Here is a 19,379-nt window from a genome sequence, read left to right as displayed (position 1 = left end):
TGGATCTTGAGGCGTACTCGGGTGAGCACGTGGTGAAGGCACTCGTAGATGTGGCCAGTTCGCCGGTCGAGGACGAGCTTGTAGTTGACTCGGCTGCGGAGTCCTTGGGCCGGATCCTGGCCCGGGACGGCGGATGTCCTGAGAATCTGCTTGCGTCTCTTCGCCCTGACGCAAAGCGCATTGTGGAGGAAATGCTGCGAGCGAGTCGCCGAAGCGGGGTAGACGGCGGTGTCACTCAGCCCCCGGGGTCTTGTCGGCAGGGGATCGTGGTCAGAGGCATTCGCCGTTGGCAGCAATGGCTAAGCTGACCTGGTAGCGGACGACGAGCTTCTCGTACCGGGTCGCGACCGCGCGGTTCCTCTTCAAGCGGTTGAAGGCGCATTCGACGGCGTGCCGGGCCTTCTAGTCCTCGTGGTCGAAGGCCGACGGACGTCCGTCGGCCGACCCGCTGCGGGCCCTCCCGCGCGCGGTTCGCGACCTACGGAAACAGGAAATCAGTACCGAACGATCGCCGGGTATGGCCGCTGTGTGGCCATACCGATTCGCCACCGCCTCGACGGTCTGCCGTGATCATGGCGACGCCACGCCAACGGGTGGCGCCGCATGGTTCGGTTTCCTTCTCAGCCCAGCTGCTCGGCCAGTCCGACGATGATGCCCTCCGGGCCGCGGACATAACAGAGCAGGTAGCTGTCCTCGAACCGGGCGATCTCGCCGATGACTTCGGCGCCGTGCGGGCGCAGGCGGGCAACGGTGTCCTCGATGTCGTCGACTGCGAACATGACGCGGTGCGTGCCCAGAATGTTGTGCGGCTGGTTGCGCGGGCCGACGCTGATCGCCGCGGGGGTGCGGTACTTCGACAGCTCGAGCCGGCTGTGACCGTCCGGGGTCCGGACCATCGCGATGTCACAGTGGACGCCGTCGAGTCCGGTGCACTGGTCGGCGAAGAGGCCCTTGACCTCCGCCCTGCCCTCCAGCTCCATGCCGAGTTCCACGAAGAACTCGATGGCGGCATCCATGTCCTCGACGACGATGCCGACGTTGTCCATCCGTTGAATCGCCATGCCGCTTTCTCCTTCTTGCTCGTGCGGCCGGTCGTGGCCGCTCATGCCCCTGGGACGGAGCCGGCGGCACGTTCTCGACATCCGCATACTCGCCGAAGTCCGAAATTCTGAAGATTGGCTCAGCGCTATCCAGCGGCGCGAGCCAGGCCACCATGGAGGGTGAGTGCGGCGCAGGCTGCCGAGCCCGCGAAGACGATCAGCCGCAGGGTGCCCTCCCCGCCGTTCAATGCTTCCTCGACCCTTCGCAGCCCGCGCTTGAGCTTGCGGCTTCCCGAGATTCACCCACTCGCCGGCGTCGCCTCTTTGCCCGCGCCCCGGCCTGAAGCCTGATCTGCTGGGGACGCCTCAAGAAGACCCGACGAAGACCCGACCATGATCGTCTTTCGAGCTCCGTTGGCTCGGCGCCGGAGCCTTCCGGATTTCGCGAGCTCAGTGCCGATGAATTCCAGCAGGCGGGGCTCAAAGTCGCCGGGGCATGGGGAACCCGAAGCCGGCACGCCTTCAGCGAGCACACGCGGGTAAAGCCTGATGCCTATGCGGGTCCCTGCACCGGCTCCGATGAGCCTCGCCTGTCCTCGACGTGGACGACATGAAGCTCGGTGCCGTCCCGATCACGTTTGGAACGTCCGAGCACCCCGACAGCCATCTCCGACTGATCGTCAGGCTCATCAGGTGCGACAAAGGTGAGGACGTCGATGTGATGACCGGTAACGACCCACCCCTCGGCGTCTTTGAGGTCAATCACCCCAAAGTCGCCTGCCGGAGTGCCGGCATGCGCCGGACCGAACTCCGCCAGGATTTCGGTGGCCTGTTCAGTCAGGTCTCCATCCGGAGCGGTCAGCACCACGCAAGTGCCATTCCCGAACAGCACCCACGACTTGTGAGGGTCGGCGAGGAGCCGCTGCCAGATGCCTATCAATCTCTCGGTGTCCACAGCGATCATCATGCCGCAGACCACCGACAAAGGGTGGCATTCGGCCGGGCGGTCCCGGCCGGTGCTCACTGACTTCACCGGAGCACTCAGTCGCCCGTAACTGGTTGGTACTTCCTGATCAGATGCCATCCACAGAATCCGGCGCCTGGGAACGGCACGTCAGCCCCCCCCCCCCCCCCCCAGTCGGCACCCCTCCCCGCCTGCGACTCGGGCAGGCCAGGCTCGGAGGACGGCGGCGAGGAGTTGCCACCCCAACCATGAGGTACGAAGTAGGTGTGAACGAACAGACTCAGCCCGCGACCGTTCGCGTGTTCATCGCCCTCGCCCCACCCGACCGAGCGAAAGAAGAGCTCGCCCGGGTGCTGCGCCCTGCCTATGGCACGCACGACCACATGCGGTGGAACCGCATTCAGGACTGGCACATCACTCTGGCATTCCTCGGCGAGCTGCCGGCCGAGACCGTTCCGCTCCTGCGCCCGCCGCTCGCATCCCTTGCAGCAGCCCACCCACCACCCCACCTGGCACTGCGCGGCAGCGGAACCTTCGACGAGCGGGTGCTCTGGAGCGGAATCGACGGAGACCTCGACGAATTGCACGCGCTCGCCTCCGACGTGCGTAGCGCAGTCAAGAGCTGCGGCGTCGCCCTCGAGGACCGGCCCCTGCGCCCACACCTGACATTGGCCCGTGCCCGGCGGGGCGATAGAACCTCGGCCACGGAAATCGCCTCGGGCTTCGCCGAGTTCGCCGGTCGCCCGTGGCCTGCCGAACGTCTGCACCTGGTCGGCAGCAACGCCGGCCGCGGCCGCGAACCGATCCGCTACCGCGACATCACGGCTTGGCCCCTCGGCAACGGGAACGGCACCGAACTGTGAAAGCGGCGGCCGCGTCCACGGAGCCTTAGCCGTAGGCCCATGCGGTGGCAGTCGTAACCCTCGATCCCGACTTGCCGCGATCTCTCGGAGTCGGTCCTGCCGCTCAGTGACGGTACGCGGCTGTCGCGATCTCGACGAACGACCGGATCAACGGGTTGGCGTCACCCTCGTTCCATACCGCCACCACTCGGCTCGGCGGCATGTCGATCAGCGGCACCACGGCCAGCTCGGCGGGAAGGTCGTGCCCGAGCGGGGCCAGGCCGACCGTGCCGTTCCACAGCACGGCCTGCAGACATTCCTGAACGACGCGCACTACTGGGCCCTCGCGCGGCACGCCGCCGTTCCAGTACGACTGCCAGATCGGGTCGGTTCCCTGCGGGAACTGAAACCAGCGGCGGTCTTCCAGGTCGCCCAGCTGCAGCTGGCCGCGGCGGGCCAGCGGATCGTCGGCGCGCAGGACCACGCCCACCGGATCGGTGCGCAGCTCACGAACCGTCAGGGTGGTCTCGTCGAAAGGCGCCCGAGTCAGGGCGATGTCGACCAGTCCGGCGCGCAGCCCGCAGGTCGGGTCGGTCAGGTCGGTGTCGCGGATGCGGATCTCGATGCCGGGGTGGCTTCGACGGTAAGCGGCTGCCAGCCTGGTCGCTCCCGGGTCAGTGCTGTCGCCCAGAATGCCGACGGTGATGGTCGCGACGCCGGCCGCCGCGCTCACGCGTACGCGGACCCGGTCGGCGTGATCGAGCAGGGCACGTGCCTCATCGAGCAGCACTGCGCCCACAGCGGTGAGAGTGACGGCCACAGGTGAGCGGGCGAACAGCAGGGCACCGACCTCGGTCTCGAGCTGCTTGATCGCCCGGCTCAGCGGCGGCTGGCTCATGTGCAGTCGAGTGGCGGCCCGGCCGAAGTGGAGTTCCTCGGCGACCGCCACGAAGTAGCGCAAGGTACGTAGCTCCACGCTGCAACGATACCCAAACGGCATCGGCGCTGCGGAATGGGTCTTGGACAGTCACGGGCCCTGACGGTGCAATCGGAGCATGACCGAAGAAGCGAAAAGCGGCGCTCCACAGGCCGACCCCTCGTGATCGCCGGCGGCCGGCCGCTCACGCCACAGGCCGGCGCCGACGCGATGATCCGCTACGCAACCGAGCGGGCCACCGACCTCACCTGAAGCCGGCGGGGTGACACCGCCCGGCCGTCCTCCCCTGACCAGCACGGACGGGGCGCTTCCACCTTTCCACTTCCACATCACTCAGACCATGGTTCGGCCTTCTCCAGAAGCAGCCCTGGGAATCGACGGGTCACCCGCAACCGGTGACCGTGAACGGAAATCATGAACATCGCGTATTGGATCGTCGCCGGACTGCTCGCCCTCTTGTACCTTTACGCAGGTGCATTGAAGGTCTTCCGTAGCCGAGATCAACTCCGCCCGATGATGGCCTGGGTCGATCGCATACCTCTGCCCGCCGTGAGGGCGCTGGGGACGGTCGAGATACTCGGCGCGGCCGGGCTGATCCTGCCACCCCTGACCGGCATCGCCCCCGGGTTGGCCCTGGCCGCGGCCATCGGTTTCGTGCTCCTGCAGATCGGTGCGATCGCCATCCACCTGACGGGTGAAGACCGTCAGATCACGCTCAACGTCGGGCTCATCGCCACCGCGTCAGTGGTCATCTGGCTGGCCATCACCTCGCTGTGACCGAGCCCAGCTGCGACCGGTGATTTCGACTGCGGGCCCCGGCCAGCCCATGGCAGCTGCATTCCTCATGACCATCGAACACGCCGCTGTCCGTGTGCTGTTCGGTGACGCACCATCCTGCTGCCGCTACTCGTGAACAAGCCGAACCACCACACAAGCAGGTCAGTGTTCCGATAAGTGACATGGCGCCGTGCATACATGCGTAAAGGCCGACCGCGCCCGCATGATCGCTGGGTCGCCCCATTCCGCTCCGGGCTCTGCCACCCTTGTGACCGTGCGACTGAATGGCTGCATCGATGCAGAAACGATGCGACTTGAGGCCCGAATAGAGCGTGAGATCCTCGTAGAACAGACTCCCCCAGAGCAGACATCTCACGGAGAAGATTCATTCCGCAATGCGAGGGGAGTGTCTTCTTCAAACAACAGGCAGGGAGATCACGACATGATCGTCGAAAAGTTGCACGAGGCTGGAGTCAAGAGCGAGCACGCATATCTGGCCGCATTCGGCTCTATCGGGCTGTCCATGATCTCGTGGGTGGCCTCCAACAAGCAGGAGAACATGGAGCGGGCCGATCGCTGGGGCATCTTCGTCGGAGAGTGGGCGCCCACGTTCTTCGGCCTGGGACTGGCTCTCGCCAACTACGAGAGGAGGGACCTCTCCTTCTCCTCAGCCCGCCAGCACGAGTGACGCCTGCAGCCGTCCGTCGCAGCAGCAGGAGTAGGAAATGGGTCCGTGATCCTGGGAATCGTCCGCCCTCTGCTTCCTTCGATCGATCGCGGCGAGGGCACATCTAGGCTCGAAGGAGACGGCTTGTGAAACTGAGCGAAGAACTTCCCGTCGATCACCGCTTGGCCCTCGTCTACCGTTGCGGCGCCGCCTTCTGCGGCTTGGTGCTGATCCTGTTCGCCAGCCTCGGTTTCGCGGACGCGCTGACGCCCTTCAGTACCAACGGCGATCGCATCGCCGGAATGGCCACGAATACCACCCTCAGCGTCATTTCTCTCGTCGTAGGCCTTGCCTTGATCGGTGGGGCGCTCGTCGGTGGGAACTTCGCATCCTCGCTGAACATGACCGTTGGCGCTCTCTTCCTGCTCAGCGGCTTCGCCCACATCTTCGTTCTTGACCGGTCGGCGAACATCCTGGACTTCGGGATGACCAATGTCATCTTCAGCTTCGTCATGGGCCTCGTCATTCTGACCTTCGGCATGTACGGCCGCGTCTCCAGCAAGCTCTCGCACGACAACCCCTACTGGCAGCGCCGCCACCCGAGCCGATCAGCCGACGAATCCCGCCGCACGAGCACGGCGGCGTCACAGCAGCGACTCAGCCCAGCACCCGCGGCCCCGGAGACGCCCACCCTGCCTCGGGGATGATCCGCTGGAGGCTGCCCCGAGGGCTGTGGCTGTTTCTGGGAGATGCACCCCCGAACGGCGGAGGACGAGAGGTCGCGGCAGTAGCAGCAATGGCACCAAGTCAGGGAGCGGGCGCAGGCGGCCGCAGTCGTGCCGCCCCAAGGGCGTGCCGCTTCAGGCTCGTGCCGTTCCAGCCTCGCTGGGGAAGTCAGGGTGATCGACGTAGGGCGAGGCGAGGTCGAGCAGATCGTCGCATGGCCAGGGGTCGCCATCGAACTGGCAGTCATCGCGATCGTCCCACGGCAGTTCAGGGTCGCCCGCTGCCGGGCTGAGGGCGTGACGGGCCAAAACGCGTCGCTTCGCCGCGACCTCACGCAGTACGCGAGCCGGGTCGTGCAGAGCGACATGCAGGGCGACCGTGGGGTGGAATCCTGAGAGATCTGACTGACAGAAGTCGACCGTCTGCCCGCGCGCGGACCACCCGCCGCATCCGTCACCGTCACAGCGCCGCGCCAGCTCGGCTTCCTCGTCCAGGCGCGCCTTGAGGAACGTGACCAGGTCATCCTTCATGGGGCATTCTCGATGCTCTCCTGGGCAGCACCAAAATACGGCCTGACCGCCGTGTGTCAGGCCCGCGACTTCCCGGCAGCAAGCCCGGCCAAGTGGTGAAGCGAGTTGGTGAGGTGATCAGGGCCGAACGGCGGGAAGTCGAGATAGTCCCGGATCGACCGCGGCACCGCCGACCAGTCGTAGGTGAGTGTGACCGCGGTTTCGGAGGGGCTCAGCGGCGCGAGGTCGTAACGCCAGAACCAGCCGCCGAACTCCAGGTGACCGTCATCCTTCTCCTGCCCTGTCAGCCAGCTGATGGCATGCGGCGGGTCGAGCACCTGGACCTGGTTGGCCACCTGGTAGTCACCGTCCGGATGGTTGGGGTGATACATGTCCATCCGGAAGATCTGCCCCACCGCGGTCAGCGGTGCCCGGTCGACAGCTTCCTGAACCCAGCCGGTGCCATCGATCACTGCATGGATCGTCGGGTCAGCCAGTACAGCGAACACTCTCGCGGCAGGCACGGCGACAGTCATGGTGGCGCTCACGCTGTCCTGGACCACGGTGGCACACTCCCTCTCATCTTCTCGGCCCTCTCACGGACCCGGGACGTTCCTCACATGTAGACGACGTGGCGAAGCGGAACTCATCGGTGGTGTGCGCGGAAATCCGCACACGCGCCACCCGTGGCAGGTCGGGAGGAGTAGAGCCTCCAGGGCCGGAGGCCTGGTCACGGAGAAACGTCCGCCCCCAGTTCCCCGTACTCAGTGCCCGGTTGCTCCTCGTCTCGGCTGCCGCCCTCAGAGCGCCACCGCCTGGGCAGGGCAGGGCGCGGGGCCCTGCCCGCAATCCCGCGTTCTCATGCCAGGTGAGATCGCCTGATGACCGGCCAACAGGATCGCACTCGGTCTCCGCGGGCTCATTCGCCGACCAGCAGCACGAGCTTCCCGCGTACGCCGCCCTCCTCGGCGATGCGATGCGCCTCCGCGACGTCGGCGAGCGGAAAGGTCCGCGCGACCGGGAGCGAGAAGCGGCCGGCCTCGATCAGCGCGCCGATCTCGCCGAGCACGTGGACCGCGCGGCCGGCGTCCCCGCGGCTGAACACCACGCCGTGCTCCTTAGCGCCGGCGAAGTCGGCGAGCGTCACGACGTGCTCCGCGCCGTTCGCGAGGTCGATGAGTTCGGGCAGCACCCCGCTCCCGGCGACGTCGAGCGCCAGGTCGACGCCGTCGGGTGCAAGTGCGCGGACGCGCTCGACGAGACCTTCGCCGTACGCGACGGGCACGGCCCCCAGCGAGCGAAGGTACTCGTGGTTTGCCGGGCCTGCGGTGCCGATCACGCGCGCGCGGCGCACCACGGCGAGCTGGACCGCGGCGCTGCCGACGCTGCCGGAGGCTCCGTTGACGAGCAGCGTGCGGCCGCTCCCGACGCCGAGCTGGTCCAGTGCGCGCGTCGCCGTCTCGATGGCGGCCGGCAGCGCGGCAGCGCCGGGGAAGTCCAGCGACGGCGGGATCGGCGCATAGTAGGAGAGGACCGCCAGCTCGGCCTGAGCCGCCCCCTCGACGGAGAAGCCGAACACGCGGTCGCCGACGGCCACGTCTGCGACACCCTCGCCGAGTTCGTCGACGACGCCCGCCGCCTCGTGGCCCATGGTCTGCGGGAGCTCCTCGTCCATCAGACCCGCGCGCTTCTTCCAGTCACTGGGGTTGAGGCCGGCCGCACGCACCGCAATCCTGATCTCGCCGGGCCCGGGGTGCGGGTCCGGGAGATCCACGATCTCAAGGACCTCCGGACCGCCGAACCGGCTGAAACGGGCTGCTTTCATCATTCGCTCCGATCTCGACCCAGGCGTCGCGCTTGCTGCTCGTTGGTCAGTGCGGACTTCGACGGTGCAAGCGCTGTTCGCTGCCGACACCGTACGTAAGCCGGAGTCCTCGTGACGTGTCGGCCCGGCCAACGACCGCGCCTCATCCGCGCTCGCGCAGATAGGCCTCCAGCTCGGCGGCCCCGTTCAGCATCGCCCGCCCGCGCGTGGACAGTCGGCCGCGCCAGTCGCACAGTGCGGCCTCCAGTGGCTCCAGCCCGCCGGCCGCCCGCACTTGAGCGATCAGCGGGGCGATCTGTCCGAGCAGGTAGCCGCCCCGCCTGAGCTGGTGAGTCAGCCGGGTGTCGCGTACGTCGGCCTGGTCGTACACGCGGTACCCGGTCCGCGGGTCGCGGCGTGGGCGCACCAGCCCGGCGCGCTCCCATGTGCGCAGCGTCGCGGGCCGGATTCCGAGCTTCCCCGCCAGCGTTCCGATGAACATCTCCCCGGGCCCGGAAACCGCAGCCGGCTCGGCCCCCGCAAGCGGGTCGGTCACCGCGCCGGTCTCCAGGGCACGGAGGGCGCTCTCCACGGCCTGGAGGGTACGCCGGTCGTCGAGGAGCTGGGCGTGGCTCTCGTCGACGAGCCGGAACGCTTCCTCGGCCTCTTCGTCGTTCACGGCTCGCATGATCGACGTCGCTGTCCGGTGGCCGTGACCGGGCACCAGGGCGAGGAACGCGCGCAGGGCTGCCGCGTGCAGCTCGGTATAGGTGCGGTAGCCGTGGGGTGTGCGACCGGCGGCCGGGAGGATGCCTGCCTCCTCGTAATTCCTGACCGCCTGCGTGGACAGACCGTGCCGACGAGCCAGATCAACTGGCCTGAGTCGCATACCGCTTTTAAGGTTTTGCCGCATTGGCCTGACGATATCGCGTGAAAGTTTCAACCGGCGCTTCAACGATAGCGTTGAACGCATGGTCATTGACATCAAGGACACCGCCCAACCGGTGGAGGCTGCAGCTGTGATGAGCCTGCTGCCGGCCCGGCCTCGGCTGCTCGCCTTGGGCGAGCCCACCCACGGCGAGGACACTCTGCTCGATCTGCGCAACGAGCTCTTCCAGCAGCTCGTCGAGCAGGAGGGTTACCGCACGATCGCGATCGAGAGCGACTGCATGATGGGCCTGCTCGTGGACGACTACGTCACCTCGGGCGTGGGCGCTCTCGACGACGTCATGGAACGCGGGTTCAGCCACGGCTGGGGCGCCTCCGGCGCCAACCGCGAGCTCGTGTGCCGGATGCGCGCCTACAACGTCCGCGCCGAGAACGACGGCAGGCCCGCGTCCGAGCGACTCCGCTTCACCGGCTTCGACGGGCCGCTGGAGATCCATGCCGCCGCGAGCCCCCGGCAGGCCCTCACCGCACTCCACGCCTACCTCTCGCTCCGGGTGGACACGGACCTGCTCCCGTGCACGGGAGAAACCCTCGACCGGCTGCTCGGCGCCGACGAACAGTGGACCGACCCTGCCGCGATGATGGACCCGGCCCAGTCCGTCGGGCAGTCGGCCGAGGCCGGAAGGCTGCGGCTGCTCGCCGACGATCTCGTTGCACTGCTCGACGCGCAGACGCCGTACCTGATCACGACGACCTCGCGGGGCGAATGGGACCGGGCCTGCCTGTACGGGCGCACCGCGACCGGACTGCTGCGCTACCACCACTGGATGGCCGATGCCTCACCGGCTCGCATGGCCCGGCTGGTGGGCGTGCGGGACCAGATGATGGCGCACAACCTCCTGGCACTCGCCGTTCGGGGCCCGGCGCTCGTCCACGCCCACAACTCCCATCTCCAGCGGGAGAAGAGCACGATGCGGATGGACGGGATGCCGCCGCTGGAGTGGTGGAGTGCCGGTGCCCTGGTGAGCGCGCAGCTCGGGAAGGAGTACGCCTTCGTGGCCACAGCCCTTGGCACGATCGGACACCACGGTGTGGGCACGCCGCCGCCGGACACCCTCGAAGGACTTCTGTACGCGCTCACGCAGGAGTGCGGCGTCATCGACGCCGGGCGACTGGCCACCGCTCTCGGCGACACCCGGCCCGCGCCCCGTACCTCCCCCTGGTTCGGCTACTCGCCGTTCGACCCGGCCCACCTGGCCGCCGCCGACGCCCTTGTGTTCGTCAAGGACGTCCGACGGAGCTAGGGCCTCTCGTTTGGAACATGCCGGGCTCGCGTGCCCTGGCGCCGCACCCTGATCCGGCCTGACCCAAACGAACGACCCTAGAGCCCTTTCGTATCCGGTGGCCGGCCCTCCCTTTCTGTTGAAGTGATGGGTTGCGGGTCTGGTGCTGCAGGTCAGGTCGAGTGCCGTACCGTGCCGCACCCGCCCGGCGGCAGGTGCGGCAGCTGCGGCAGCTGCGCACGGTCAACTCCCGCCGGAATCACCGGAATCCGTCAGATCCCCCGCGTCACCCGCTACGCCCACCGCTACGAGACCACCTCACCGGCCGAATCGGCCGCAGCAGCACCGGGCGCAGCCTGCTGTACCCACGCACCGATACCGGGCGGAGCACCTTGAGTTCGTATGCGGTCATGCCCGCCAGCTCGCCGGCGAAGGCCGTGTTGACCAGCACGGTGTCGGGCGGGCAACCGCGGTGAGACGGGCCGCGATGTTCACCGCTGCCCCGTAGACGTCACCGAAGCGGCTGAGGACCGCGCCATGGGCAAGCCCGGTCCGCACCTGCGGCAGCTCCTGTTCCCTTTCGGCGCGGGCGGTCAGTTCCAGGGCGATGTCGGCGGCGGCGGGAGCCGACTCGCACACGAAGAGCACCTCGTCACCGATGGTCTTCACCACCCGCCCGCGCCCCTCGGCGACCACATCTCCGGTCAGGCTCTCGAACCGGTCGAGTACCCGCACGAGTTCGCCGCTGTCCAGTCCGCGGGTCATCCGCGTGTAGCCGACCATGTCGGTGAAGCCGACCGCGCGGTCACGGACGTCAGCGCCCTCGGCAGGCAACGCCGACCCGTCTACCGCCGGGTCTCCCCGCTCGCCGTCCCCCGGCCCTGGCCCTGGCCCAGTGCCGACGGGCACGTTCTCCTCCGCCTCGGCGAGCGCCCGTCCGAGGTACGCCGCAAGATGCCGACGCCACACATGCCGCTGCAGCAGCTCCATCTCCGGCAGCAGCGCCGCGGCCCGGTCCGTCAGCTCCCCTTCGTCCACAGGGATGCCCGGGTGACGGTTCAACCAGGACCAGAGGGTGTGCGCCTGCCATTCGGCCAGCCGGGACAGATGGTGTCCCAGGGCGCGCACCATCATCGTCTCGCTCTCCTCGGTGATGAGACCGGCTTCGATGAGCCGCTCCCCCGCCCGCAGCGCGTCGACATCGGCGTCGGTGAACACCCTTGCTTCGTCGTCGACCACCGGGAACCCGAGCGCGCGCCAGATCTGCACGGTGCGCTCGGACCTCACCCCGGACCGCTCGGCGATGTCCCCTCTGGTCCAGATGCGGCCGCCACCGAGCAGCACCTCCTCGATGGCCCGTCTCAGTTCGTCGATGCCGGCCGGGGGCACCGGTTCCTCCGCCGGCCCTCTCGCACTCATGTGGTGTGCACGATGAGCACGTCGAGGCCCGCCTTTCGCGCGATGTCCGCAGGTACGGAGCCGAGGATGCGTCCGGCGATCGAGCGCAGCCCCCGATTCCCGACGACCAGGAGATCGGCCGAGCACTCCCGGGCGGTCCGCACGAGTGCGGCGACCGGTTCGTCCTGCACGGCGACCGACCGCACATCCACCGCCCCCTGCGCGCGGGCTCGGTCCCTGGCGGTACGCAGGGTGTCCTCGGCGGGCGCCGAGCCCACCACCTGATAGGCCTCGGCTCCTAATTGGTCCTGTGCCAGAGCGAGTTCGGGTCCATGCATCGGCACATACGCACAGGCGATCACGAGTTCGGCCCCGCAGACGGAGGCGAGCCGGGCCGCCCCCTCGACCGCTGCCAAGGACGACTCAGAGCCGTCCGTGCCGACCATGACAGTCCGGTAAGCCACCACGACAAGCTCCTTACCCCAGAGTAAACTTACTTCGGAGTAAGGTAGAGGCCAGTCGGCCCGCCGGGCAAGGGGCAGGACATGGGACACGGGTGCCGCTATGACGCGGAGCCGCCGAGCCCGGACCGTTCCCGTGGCGGCCGGGCCGTCAACGCACACAGGTTCCGCTACCGCCGCGGCACCGCGTCGGGCGCTACGTCCTCGACCTCGAGGGATCCCGGACGCTCAACAGCAAGCCAGCCACCGGCCGGGTCGAACCCTGCGGGTCAGTGGGCTCATCGGCTCAGCCCTCACCGTACGTCGCGCAGCTGAAGGAGGTACGCCGCAGTCAGGGCAACGGCGCGGTCCCCGTCTTGCGACAGTTCCACGAGGGCCTGTGACGCCCTCGCCCCCGGAATGCCCGCCAGCGCCTGGGTCAGCCGTCCACGTCCAGCCGCTTCAGCAGTGTCGTGGGCGAGGCGGTCGACCAGCCCGGTCGCAATCCGGTCCGCTGTCACGGTGTCGCTCGCCAGCACGCTCAGCGCATCGGCGGCATCGGTGTCGTTCCTTCCCTCCACGATCATGTCGATCAGCGTCGGGAGCGCATCGGCGACACCACGTGTCCCGAGCACCAGAGCCGCGTGGCTGCGGACCACGACGTCGGGGTTCGCCAGTGCGTCCCGCAGGTACGCGGTCACCTCACCACCGGGAATGCCGGCGAGGGACTGAACGGCGCGTTCACGTACCGCGGCCACCGGCGAGTCGAGGCCCTCCGCAAGCAGGGCGGGGCCGCCACCGCCCGATCGCGCCAGCGCCCATCTGAGCGCCCCGGCGACGTTCGGCTCCGTCTCACTCAGAGCCGCCTCGACCAAGGCCTCCACCGGCACCGGAACCTCGTCGACCGAGGAAAGGGCCGCACGCTGGCGCGCGTCGGCGTTCTTCGATCCCAACGCCTGCAGGAGCGAAACGACCTGGAGGACGTCCTCCCAGGCGGCGGGGCCTGCCGCATCGATCCGGTGCAGCCGCGTGAGCAGCTCGGTCTCCGCCTCGATGCGTTCGCGCGTCTGACGCACGAGATCGCCGACGAGCACCGAGGGGTGAAGTCGGGATCGTCGAGTGCCCGCCCGATCTCACGCAGCGACAGACCCAGCGACCGCAGGCTCTCGATGTGGAAGATCCGCCGGATGTCCTTCGCGGAGTACTCCCGATAGCCGGATCCGGTACGACCCGAAGGACGCACCAGACCCAGCGACTCGTAGTGCCGGAGCATGCGTGCACTGACCCCGGACCGTCGCGCCACCTCACCGATCAACACGCCCTATGGTCCCTCGTGCCCGGAGTGGCCGAGGGCCACGACGCGCTTCGCCTCCTCGATCGCGGCCTCGAATCCGGCGTCCGGATCTCGCAGCAGTCGTTCCGTGGCGAGAGCGTGTGCACGCACGCGGGGTCAGGGCCGGTGGTCGCAGCATGAAGAGCCGGCACGATCACTTCGCCCAGCCCCGTGAGCGCCCGGCTGAGGCTCAGCTGCGTCTCCCGCCCACCGCGCCCCAGCTGCGTCGCCAGTGCCATGGACAACGCGGACTCCTCACCTTCCGGCACCAGCACGACCGCGGCCCGCCATGCGCTGCGCGCCACCTCGTCGTCGGCGTCGGAAAGAAGGGGCTGCGTGATGGCCGGCCACGCCTGCCGGTCACCGATCTTGGACAACGTGTGCAACGCCTGACTCCGTGCCTGCGCACGCTGCGAGCGGACTTCGCGGAGCAGCGCGGGAAGCGTCACGGACACCGGATGACGGGTGAGCGCCCAGGTCAGCATGTCGCGGACGAAGAACTCGGGCTCGATCGCGCATCGCTCGATGAGCTTGTCCACGAAGTGCGGATCAGGCGTTGTGCCGACCGCCAGAGCAGCCCGCAGCCGTACGGTCGAACGAACGTCCTCCAAGCCCTGGAGTACTCGAATCGCATCCGGGTCCTGTTGCGTGATCGTCAACGAGACCACCTCCTCGGGAAGGAGTGAAGACCCTGCCACCGTGTCAAGGTCAAACAGCGCCCGCTGCGCAGGCCCCGGTCATCCGCCGCGTCCCGAGCGGCGCGCCGCGCTCGGAACGCCGTGCTCGAACCCGACTCACCACTGCAGCGCTCGGAGCGGCTCAGGCGTGCAGGGTGGGCCGGTAACTGAGCTCCTGGATGTGGCCGTCGAGCGTCCGGCTCTCGATCAGTTCGAGGTCGAAGTCCGCCGCACCCCGGAAGATCGGGTCCAGTCCGGTCTCACCGGTGATCACGGGGTAGAGCGTCACCTGGACGCGGTCGACCAGACCGGCGGCCATCAGCGCCCGGTTCATCGACAGGCTGCCGTGCGAGCGCAGCGGTACCTCGGACTCCTCCTTGAGCCGGGCGATGACGTCGACGGCGTCGCCACTCACGACTTCGGCATCCGGCCAGTCGAGAGGTTCCTCCAGGGTGGTCGACACCACCGTTGTCGGCAGGCTCCTCATCCTTGTCACCCACGGGTCCCGAACGTCGGAATCCTCGGTGCTCGACGCCAGCATCTGCGCGAAGAGCCGATACGTATTGGCCCCGAAGACCATCCGCTGCGCCTCGGCGTACAGGGCGAGTCGGTGGGCGAGGAGCTCGGGGCCTTGCTTGCCCCAGTAGCCGGTCCAGTCGCCACCGGCGGCGCCGAAGCCGTCGAGGCTGGAAAAGACATCGAATGTGTAGGTGGCAGACATGACGCTCTCCTCAAGTGCGGTCGATCCCGTGTGTGGATTGAGACTGGAAATCACGGCGAAAGTCATCGCCGCAGGACTCCTGGAGCCCGGCCACTCCGAATTCCTCCCCGCATGCCGCCCCAAGGACTGGCCCACGAAAAGGTGCAGGGGAGGGTGATCAGCATGGTCGGCGTGATGGCGACAGGGCGAGCGGGGAGAAGAGCGTGGCGCGCCGATCCACCCGGGTGGAGCACTCCTCATCAGCTCAGTCTGCGCTCACCCCCGGCCCCGGGCCATACGTTCGCCACGGAGTCGCTGGGCTCAGGACATCGACGGACAATGCGTTGGCGACAGGCCCCGGGAACGCGGCCCTGCTGGGGTGTGGAAACTGGCGAATGCGTATCCAGGCCGAATGCGTATCCAGCCTGGCACCAGGCATGAGGCCCTCGGTGGCGTTGAGATGGCGACGCCTCGGACAGTGCTGAAATAATGCAGCTGGTACGGAGAACACAGCGCGATTTCGAGAACCGACATAGGCCCGCACCCGCCAGGGGATCTGGAGGCAGGTATGCCGCGACCCTTGTGGACCGGGGCCATCAGTTTTGGCCTGGTCAGCATCCCCATCAAGATCATTAGCGCGACGGAGGACCACTCGATCCGGTTCCGGCAGGTACATCTGCCGGACATGGGCAGAGTCCGTACGCGCAAGGTCTGCTCCATCGACGACGAGGTCGTGCCGCAGGAGGAGATCGGCAAGGGCTACGAGGTGTCCAAGGACGACGTCGTCACGGTCACGGATGACGAGCTCGACGGGATGCCGCTCCCGACCGCGAAGGCGATCGAGATCGTCGCGTTCGTCGAGGCCGGGAGCATCGACCCCGTCCGGATCGGCGAGAGCTACTACCTGGGAATCGACGGACAGGTCGCCGCGAAGCCCTACACCTTGCTCCGCAGGGCGCTGGAACGCTCCGACAAGGTCGCGGTCGCCAAATTCGCCTGGCACGGCCGTGAGCGCCTCGGCCTACTGCGCGTACGCGAGGGTGCCATCCTGCTGCACGTCATGCACTGGCCCGACGAGATCCGCAGCCCGGAGTCTCTCGCGCCCAAGGCGATCGATCTGGACGACGACGAGATCGAGCGGGCGGTCCAGCTCACCGACACCATGGCCGCGGACGACATCTCCGGCCTGCGGGACCACTACCGCGACGCCCTGGAAGAGCTCATCGAGGCAAAGTCCGAGGGCAAGACAGCACCCGCGCCGGCCGAAGGCGGAGACAAGGACTCCGGGAAGGTCATGGACCTGATGGCGGCACTGAACGCCTCCGTCGCAGCGGCGAAGGAAGGCCGCGGCGAGCAGGGGGAGGACGCGACCGTGCACGAGATTCGCCCCGGAAGAAGAGCACAGCCAAGAAGACCGCGGCGAAGAAGAAGACCACGGCCAAGAAATCATCGGCCCGGAAGCGCAGCGCGTCCTGACCGGGCGGGCACAGCCATGGTGAGCCTGCCCAGAATCGCCCCCATGCTCGCCACGCCCGGCCGGCTGCCTCCTCCCGCCACCGAAGACCAGTGGGGCGCAGAGGCCAAGCAGGACGGCCAGCGGGCGATCGTCTACCTGCCGGGCGACGGGAAGGTGGTCCTGCGCTCCCGTTCCGGTGCGGACATCACCGCCGCCTATCCGGAACTCTCAGCCCTCGGCGACGCACTCGGCCGCCCCGCGGTCCTGGACGGTGAGATCGTCGCTCTCGACGGCCAGGGACGCAGTGACTTCGAGCGGCTGCAGTCCCGGATGGGGCTCGTCGGGTCTCCGGCGAAGGCTGCTCGGATGTCCGAGATCGTGCCCGCGCATCTGGTGCTCTTCGACGTCGTCCACCTCGACGGGAGCAGCCTGATCAAGCTGCCGTACGCCGAGCGCCGGACCATTCTGGAGGGTCTGGGCCTCGGCGGGGCTTCCGGGAGGTCCTGGTCGACGCCCGCGGCCGTCGTCGGCCACGCCGCCCAGGCGCTGGAGACGACCCGGACCGCCGGCGTGGAAGGCATCATCCTGAAGAGGCTCACCTCGGTGTACGAACCAGGTGTCCGCTCCCCCGCGTGGATCAAGATCCGAAATATTCTCGTCGCTGACGTGATCGTCGGTGGATGGGTGCCCGGCCACGGCCGGCTCACCGGTCTGCCCGGCGCGCTGCTGGTCGGCGAACGCCACGAGGGCGCGCTGCGGTACGCGGGCAGCGTCGGCACCGGGTGGACCCAGCGCGAACGCGCCACGCTCGCGGAACTGCTCCAGATCGCCGCGAGTGCCGAGTGTCCGTTCGGCACGGCACCGCCGGTGGCCGGCGCACGCTGGGTGCTGCCACGCCTGGTCGGCGAAGTCCGGTACACGACCAGAACCCGCGCCGGCCTGCTGCGCCAGCCTTCCTGGCACCGGCTGCGCCCGGACCTCGCCCCCGACGACATCGCCTGATCCACAAGGCGGCCAGGATGTGCGGCTGCTCGACCGGTTGCCCAGTTGATCGGGATCTCGCGCGGCCGAGAGCACTCGCTCCTCGCACAAGCCGGGCAACGTGGGTCCGCACATCGAGAATGCCGCAACGAACCGGTGGCGCCACGAAGAACGCCACGGCGCACGGCCGAGTCTGACCCTGTCCCGCCCTTCTCTCGCTGCTCAGCGGCGCGCGTTGGTCATTTCGCTGAGGGAATCCAGCGCCTTTGGTTCGAAAGGAGCGTTGCGTACCGGCGGGGTTGACGGATTGGGTTGCCAAGGTCAGAACGGCGGGTTCGCGCCCCGATGGCGAGAGGGGTTCGCGTGGTGGCGCGCACCTGATGGAGCACATGGGCGGCCTGGTGGCCGAGGCTACCGAACTCAACCTCGGCGGGGGTGGAAGCCGAGCCGCAGTCGTCGAGTTCACCGCCGTCCGCCCCGTCGCGATGACACGACTCGCACGGCCTGCGGTTCGGGAACTCAGACAGGAGGAATCCGATGGCTTCCATACTCGACGGCTGCACTCCCTGGCCGGAGGAGTTCGTCGACCGCTACTGGGCGGCCGGGCACTGGCAAGGCAACACGCTGGACAACCTGTTGCGCGGCTGGGCCCTGCAGTACGGAACGCGGACCGCGCTCGTGCACGGCGGCACCCGCACCACGTACGCGGGCCTGAACCGACGTGTGGAGCGCATGGCAGCCGGATTCAGGCTGCGCGGGCTCCGGCCCCGGCAACGGGTCGTCGTCCAACTGCCGAACGTTCCCGAGTTCGTCATCACCGTGTTCGCGCTGATGCGCCTGGGAGCGGTCCCCGTGCTCTGCCCGGTCTCGCACCGCGTTTCCCAGGTGACCCACCTCGTGCGTGTCACCCAGGCTGTCGGCTACGTCGGTCCCGCCACCTCCCAGGGCTTCGACCACACAGCGATGGCCGCGGACATCGCGGCCCGATGGCCCTTCCTGCGGCGGGTGTTCAGCTACGAGGCGCCGGGCACCTCGTCCCCGTACGGCGGGCTCATGAGTGACTCGTCGGGCTGCCACTACTTCCCACTGGGCTCCGTCGACGCCCCGCCCGGGCCGGCGGCTGCGCAGAGCGCGGACCAGGTCGCGTTCCTCCTGCTCCCGGACGGCCCCGACGAGGCGCCGAACCTGATTCCGCGCACCCACAACGACTACGCCTACCAGGCGCGGGCCGCTGCCGAGTTGGTGGACTCGAAGGAGAACGACGTGTACCTCGCCACTCTGCCGGCCGGGAGCAACCTCGCCTTCGGCGCCCCCGGCGTCGTCGGCACCCTCTCCGTCGGCGGGACCGTCGTCCTGGTCGAGGGCACGGGGCCGTCGAGTGCCTTCAGGCCATCGCGCAGGAGCGCGTCACCATCACCTCGGTGGTACCCACCGTCGCTCAGCTCTGGCTGGACGCACTTTCCACGGTCCAGGCCGACTTGAGCTCTCTGCGTCTCACGCAGATCGGCGGCGGGCGCCTGCACCGGGCGACCGCCGAACGCATGGGCACCCACCTGGGCTGCCGCCTGCAGCAGGTATTCGGTACGGGTGAGGGGCCGCTCATTCTCACCAGGCCGGCCGATCCGGACGAGACCGTGCTCACCACGCAGGGACGGCCTCTCTCACCCGACGACGAGGTCCGCATTGTCGACATCACCGGCGAGGATGTGCCCGACGGACAACCCGGCGAGCTCCTCGCCCGCGGCCCGTACACCTTGCGCGGCTACTACCGGGCGCCCCGCCACAACGTGCTCTCCTTCACGCCCGACGGCTACCTCCGCACCGGCAGGCTCGCGCGCCACACCCCGGACGGCAACCTGGTGGTGACCGGCTGCCTCACAACTGGAAGCACTGCTCCGCCGGAACCCACGTAGCGTGGGTGCCGGCCGACACCGCATGCCCACGGCCGCAGCACCGG

The 19,379-nt window shown here is 68.3% G+C and carries 18 protein-coding genes and 3 pseudogenes; 9 read left to right on the top strand and 12 right to left on the bottom strand.

Annotated features, from left to right (window positions below):
- Window positions 1–620 precede the first annotated feature (620 nt).
- Both LNW71_RS33910 and LNW71_RS33905 read right to left on the bottom strand, forming a co-directional pair.
- Window positions 621–1,061, bottom strand: coding sequence for a VOC family protein (locus tag LNW71_RS33910; protein ID WP_250971679.1), 441 nt, complete (start codon window positions 1,059–1,061; stop codon window positions 621–623).
- Between the two features lie 532 nt (window positions 1,062–1,593).
- A complete protein-coding gene (locus LNW71_RS33905) occupies window positions 1,594–2,124 on the bottom strand; it encodes a hypothetical protein (RefSeq protein ID WP_308294545.1) in 531 nt (176 codons plus the stop codon).
- Window positions 2,125–2,270: 146 nt separating this feature from the next.
- On the opposite strand from LNW71_RS33905, the gene thpR reads away from it, so the two are divergent.
- The gene (gene thpR, locus LNW71_RS33900) at window positions 2,271–2,867 is read left to right on the top strand and encodes an RNA 2',3'-cyclic phosphodiesterase (RefSeq protein WP_250971678.1); all 597 of its coding nucleotides are present in this window, start codon (window positions 2,271–2,273) and stop codon (window positions 2,865–2,867) included.
- A gap of 103 nt (window positions 2,868–2,970) precedes the next feature.
- Here thpR and LNW71_RS33895 read toward each other — a convergent pair whose 3' ends face one another.
- Complete coding sequence (locus LNW71_RS33895; RefSeq protein ID WP_250971677.1) at window positions 2,971–3,846, bottom strand: LysR family transcriptional regulator; 876 nt, start codon at window positions 3,844–3,846, stop codon at window positions 2,971–2,973.
- A 351-nt stretch (window positions 3,847–4,197) separates the two neighbouring features.
- On the opposite strand from LNW71_RS33895, the gene LNW71_RS33890 reads away from it, so the two are divergent.
- The 3 genes from LNW71_RS33890 (at window position 4,198) to LNW71_RS33880 (ending at window position 5,934) form a co-directional block, all read left to right on the top strand.
- Complete coding sequence (locus LNW71_RS33890) at window positions 4,198–4,560, top strand: DoxX family protein (protein ID WP_250971676.1); 363 nt, start codon at window positions 4,198–4,200, stop codon at window positions 4,558–4,560.
- Window positions 4,561–5,002: 442 nt separating this feature from the next.
- Entirely contained in the window at window positions 5,003–5,248 is a 246-nt protein-coding gene (locus LNW71_RS33885; RefSeq protein ID WP_250971675.1) for a hypothetical protein, read from the top strand.
- A gap of 125 nt (window positions 5,249–5,373) precedes the next feature.
- Window positions 5,374–5,934, top strand: a complete 561-nt coding sequence (locus tag LNW71_RS33880; protein ID WP_250971674.1) for a DUF4383 domain-containing protein — start codon at window positions 5,374–5,376, stop codon at window positions 5,932–5,934.
- 153 nt (window positions 5,935–6,087) lie between these two features.
- On the opposite strand, the gene LNW71_RS33875 is transcribed toward LNW71_RS33880, so the two are convergent.
- From LNW71_RS33875 to LNW71_RS33860, 4 genes are all read right to left on the bottom strand, one after another.
- On the bottom strand, window positions 6,088–6,483 hold the full coding sequence (locus LNW71_RS33875) for a DUF6221 family protein (RefSeq protein WP_250971673.1): 396 nt from the start codon (window positions 6,481–6,483) through the stop codon (window positions 6,088–6,090).
- 56 nt (window positions 6,484–6,539) lie between these two features.
- Window positions 6,540–7,025: a polyketide cyclase gene (locus LNW71_RS33870; RefSeq protein WP_250971672.1), complete on the bottom strand. Its 486-nt coding sequence runs from the start codon at window positions 7,023–7,025 to the stop codon at window positions 6,540–6,542.
- 356 nt (window positions 7,026–7,381) lie between these two features.
- A complete protein-coding gene (locus LNW71_RS33865) occupies window positions 7,382–8,287 on the bottom strand; it encodes an NADP-dependent oxidoreductase (protein WP_250971671.1) in 906 nt (301 codons plus the stop codon).
- A gap of 142 nt (window positions 8,288–8,429) precedes the next feature.
- On the bottom strand, window positions 8,430–9,179 hold the full coding sequence (locus LNW71_RS33860) for a TioE family transcriptional regulator (protein WP_250971670.1): 750 nt from the start codon (window positions 9,177–9,179) through the stop codon (window positions 8,430–8,432).
- Window positions 9,180–9,237: 58 nt separating this feature from the next.
- Between LNW71_RS33860 and LNW71_RS33855 the strand changes: the two genes are divergently transcribed.
- Window positions 9,238–10,458: an erythromycin esterase family protein gene (locus LNW71_RS33855; RefSeq protein WP_250971669.1), complete on the top strand. Its 1,221-nt coding sequence runs from the start codon at window positions 9,238–9,240 to the stop codon at window positions 10,456–10,458.
- Window positions 10,459–10,845: 387 nt separating this feature from the next.
- Here LNW71_RS33855 and LNW71_RS33850 read toward each other — a convergent pair whose 3' ends face one another.
- The 5 genes and pseudogenes from LNW71_RS33850 to LNW71_RS33830 form a co-directional block, all read right to left on the bottom strand.
- Window positions 10,846–11,856: an adenylate cyclase regulatory domain-containing protein gene (locus LNW71_RS33850; protein WP_374119489.1), complete on the bottom strand. Its 1,011-nt coding sequence runs from the start codon at window positions 11,854–11,856 to the stop codon at window positions 10,846–10,848.
- Window positions 11,853–12,302 carry a universal stress protein gene (locus tag LNW71_RS33845; protein WP_250971668.1) on the bottom strand — a complete coding sequence of 150 codons (450 nt, stop codon included), beginning with the start codon at window positions 12,300–12,302 and terminating at the stop codon, window positions 11,853–11,855. Before LNW71_RS33845 ends, LNW71_RS33850 begins: the two co-directional genes overlap by 4 nt.
- 287 nt (window positions 12,303–12,589) lie before the next feature.
- A pseudogene (locus LNW71_RS33840) lies at window positions 12,590–13,593 on the bottom strand (MerR family transcriptional regulator).
- Between the two features lie 3 nt (window positions 13,594–13,596).
- Window positions 13,597–14,267, bottom strand: a pseudogene (locus tag LNW71_RS33835) (HEAT repeat domain-containing protein).
- Window positions 14,268–14,427: 160 nt separating this feature from the next.
- On the bottom strand, window positions 14,428–15,006 hold the full coding sequence (locus LNW71_RS33830; RefSeq protein ID WP_250971667.1) for a dihydrofolate reductase family protein: 579 nt from the start codon (window positions 15,004–15,006) through the stop codon (window positions 14,428–14,430).
- A gap of 547 nt (window positions 15,007–15,553) precedes the next feature.
- Between LNW71_RS33830 and LNW71_RS33825 the strand changes: the two are divergent.
- The 4 genes and pseudogenes from LNW71_RS33825 to LNW71_RS33810 all read left to right on the top strand — a co-directional run bounded on the left by LNW71_RS33825 (window position 15,554) and on the right by LNW71_RS33810 (window position 19,335).
- Window positions 15,554–16,461 (top strand): annotated as a pseudogene (locus LNW71_RS33825) (Ku protein).
- Window positions 16,462–16,477: 16 nt separating this feature from the next.
- Window positions 16,478–17,443 (top strand): ATP-dependent DNA ligase, encoded by a 966-nt coding sequence (locus tag LNW71_RS33820; protein WP_250971666.1) that lies wholly within the window; start codon window positions 16,478–16,480, stop codon window positions 17,441–17,443.
- A gap of 516 nt (window positions 17,444–17,959) precedes the next feature.
- Window positions 17,960–18,904: an AMP-binding protein gene (locus LNW71_RS33815; RefSeq protein ID WP_250971665.1), complete on the top strand. Its 945-nt coding sequence runs from the start codon at window positions 17,960–17,962 to the stop codon at window positions 18,902–18,904.
- Complete coding sequence (locus tag LNW71_RS33810; protein ID WP_250971664.1) at window positions 18,844–19,335, top strand: AMP-binding protein; 492 nt, start codon at window positions 18,844–18,846, stop codon at window positions 19,333–19,335. The genes LNW71_RS33815 and LNW71_RS33810 overlap by 61 nt, the downstream gene beginning before the upstream one ends.
- Window positions 19,336–19,379 lie beyond the last annotated feature (44 nt).

This window comes from Streptomyces sp. RKAG290 (assembly GCF_023701695.1).
Lineage (GTDB): Bacteria > Actinomycetota > Actinomycetes > Streptomycetales > Streptomycetaceae > Streptomyces.
The sequence above is the reverse complement of the archived record's forward strand: the minus strand, read 5'-3'. Positions and strand labels throughout refer to the sequence as shown.

Excerpts from the sequence above, each read along its gene's own strand:
- LNW71_RS33910 (WP_250971679.1), bottom strand. The coding sequence starts at position 1,061 with ATGGCGATTCAACGGATGGACAACGTCGGCATCGTCGTCGAGGACATG.
- LNW71_RS33905 (WP_308294545.1), bottom strand. The coding sequence starts at position 2,124 with ATGGCATCTGATCAGGAAGTACCAACCAGTTACGGGCGACTGAGTGCT.
- LNW71_RS33895 (WP_250971677.1), bottom strand. The coding sequence starts at position 3,846 with ATGCCGTTTGGGTATCGTTGCAGCGTGGAGCTACGTACCTTGCGCTAC.
- LNW71_RS33890 (WP_250971676.1), top strand. The coding sequence starts at position 4,198 with ATGAACATCGCGTATTGGATCGTCGCCGGACTGCTCGCCCTCTTGTAC.
- LNW71_RS33885 (WP_250971675.1), top strand. The coding sequence starts at position 5,003 with ATGATCGTCGAAAAGTTGCACGAGGCTGGAGTCAAGAGCGAGCACGCA.
- LNW71_RS33875 (WP_250971673.1), bottom strand. The coding sequence starts at position 6,483 with ATGAAGGATGACCTGGTCACGTTCCTCAAGGCGCGCCTGGACGAGGAA.
- LNW71_RS33865 (WP_250971671.1), bottom strand. The coding sequence starts at position 8,287 with ATGAAAGCAGCCCGTTTCAGCCGGTTCGGCGGTCCGGAGGTCCTTGAG.
- LNW71_RS33860 (WP_250971670.1), bottom strand. The coding sequence starts at position 9,179 with ATGCGGCAAAACCTTAAAAGCGGTATGCGACTCAGGCCAGTTGATCTG.
- LNW71_RS33855 (WP_250971669.1), top strand. The coding sequence starts at position 9,238 with ATGGTCATTGACATCAAGGACACCGCCCAACCGGTGGAGGCTGCAGCT.
- LNW71_RS33850 (WP_374119489.1), bottom strand. The coding sequence starts at position 11,856 with ATGAGTGCGAGAGGGCCGGCGGAGGAACCGGTGCCCCCGGCCGGCATC.
- LNW71_RS33830 (WP_250971667.1), bottom strand. The coding sequence starts at position 15,006 with ATGTCTGCCACCTACACATTCGATGTCTTTTCCAGCCTCGACGGCTTC.
- LNW71_RS33820 (WP_250971666.1), top strand. The coding sequence starts at position 16,478 with ATGGTGAGCCTGCCCAGAATCGCCCCCATGCTCGCCACGCCCGGCCGG.
- LNW71_RS33815 (WP_250971665.1), top strand. The coding sequence starts at position 17,960 with ATGGCTTCCATACTCGACGGCTGCACTCCCTGGCCGGAGGAGTTCGTC.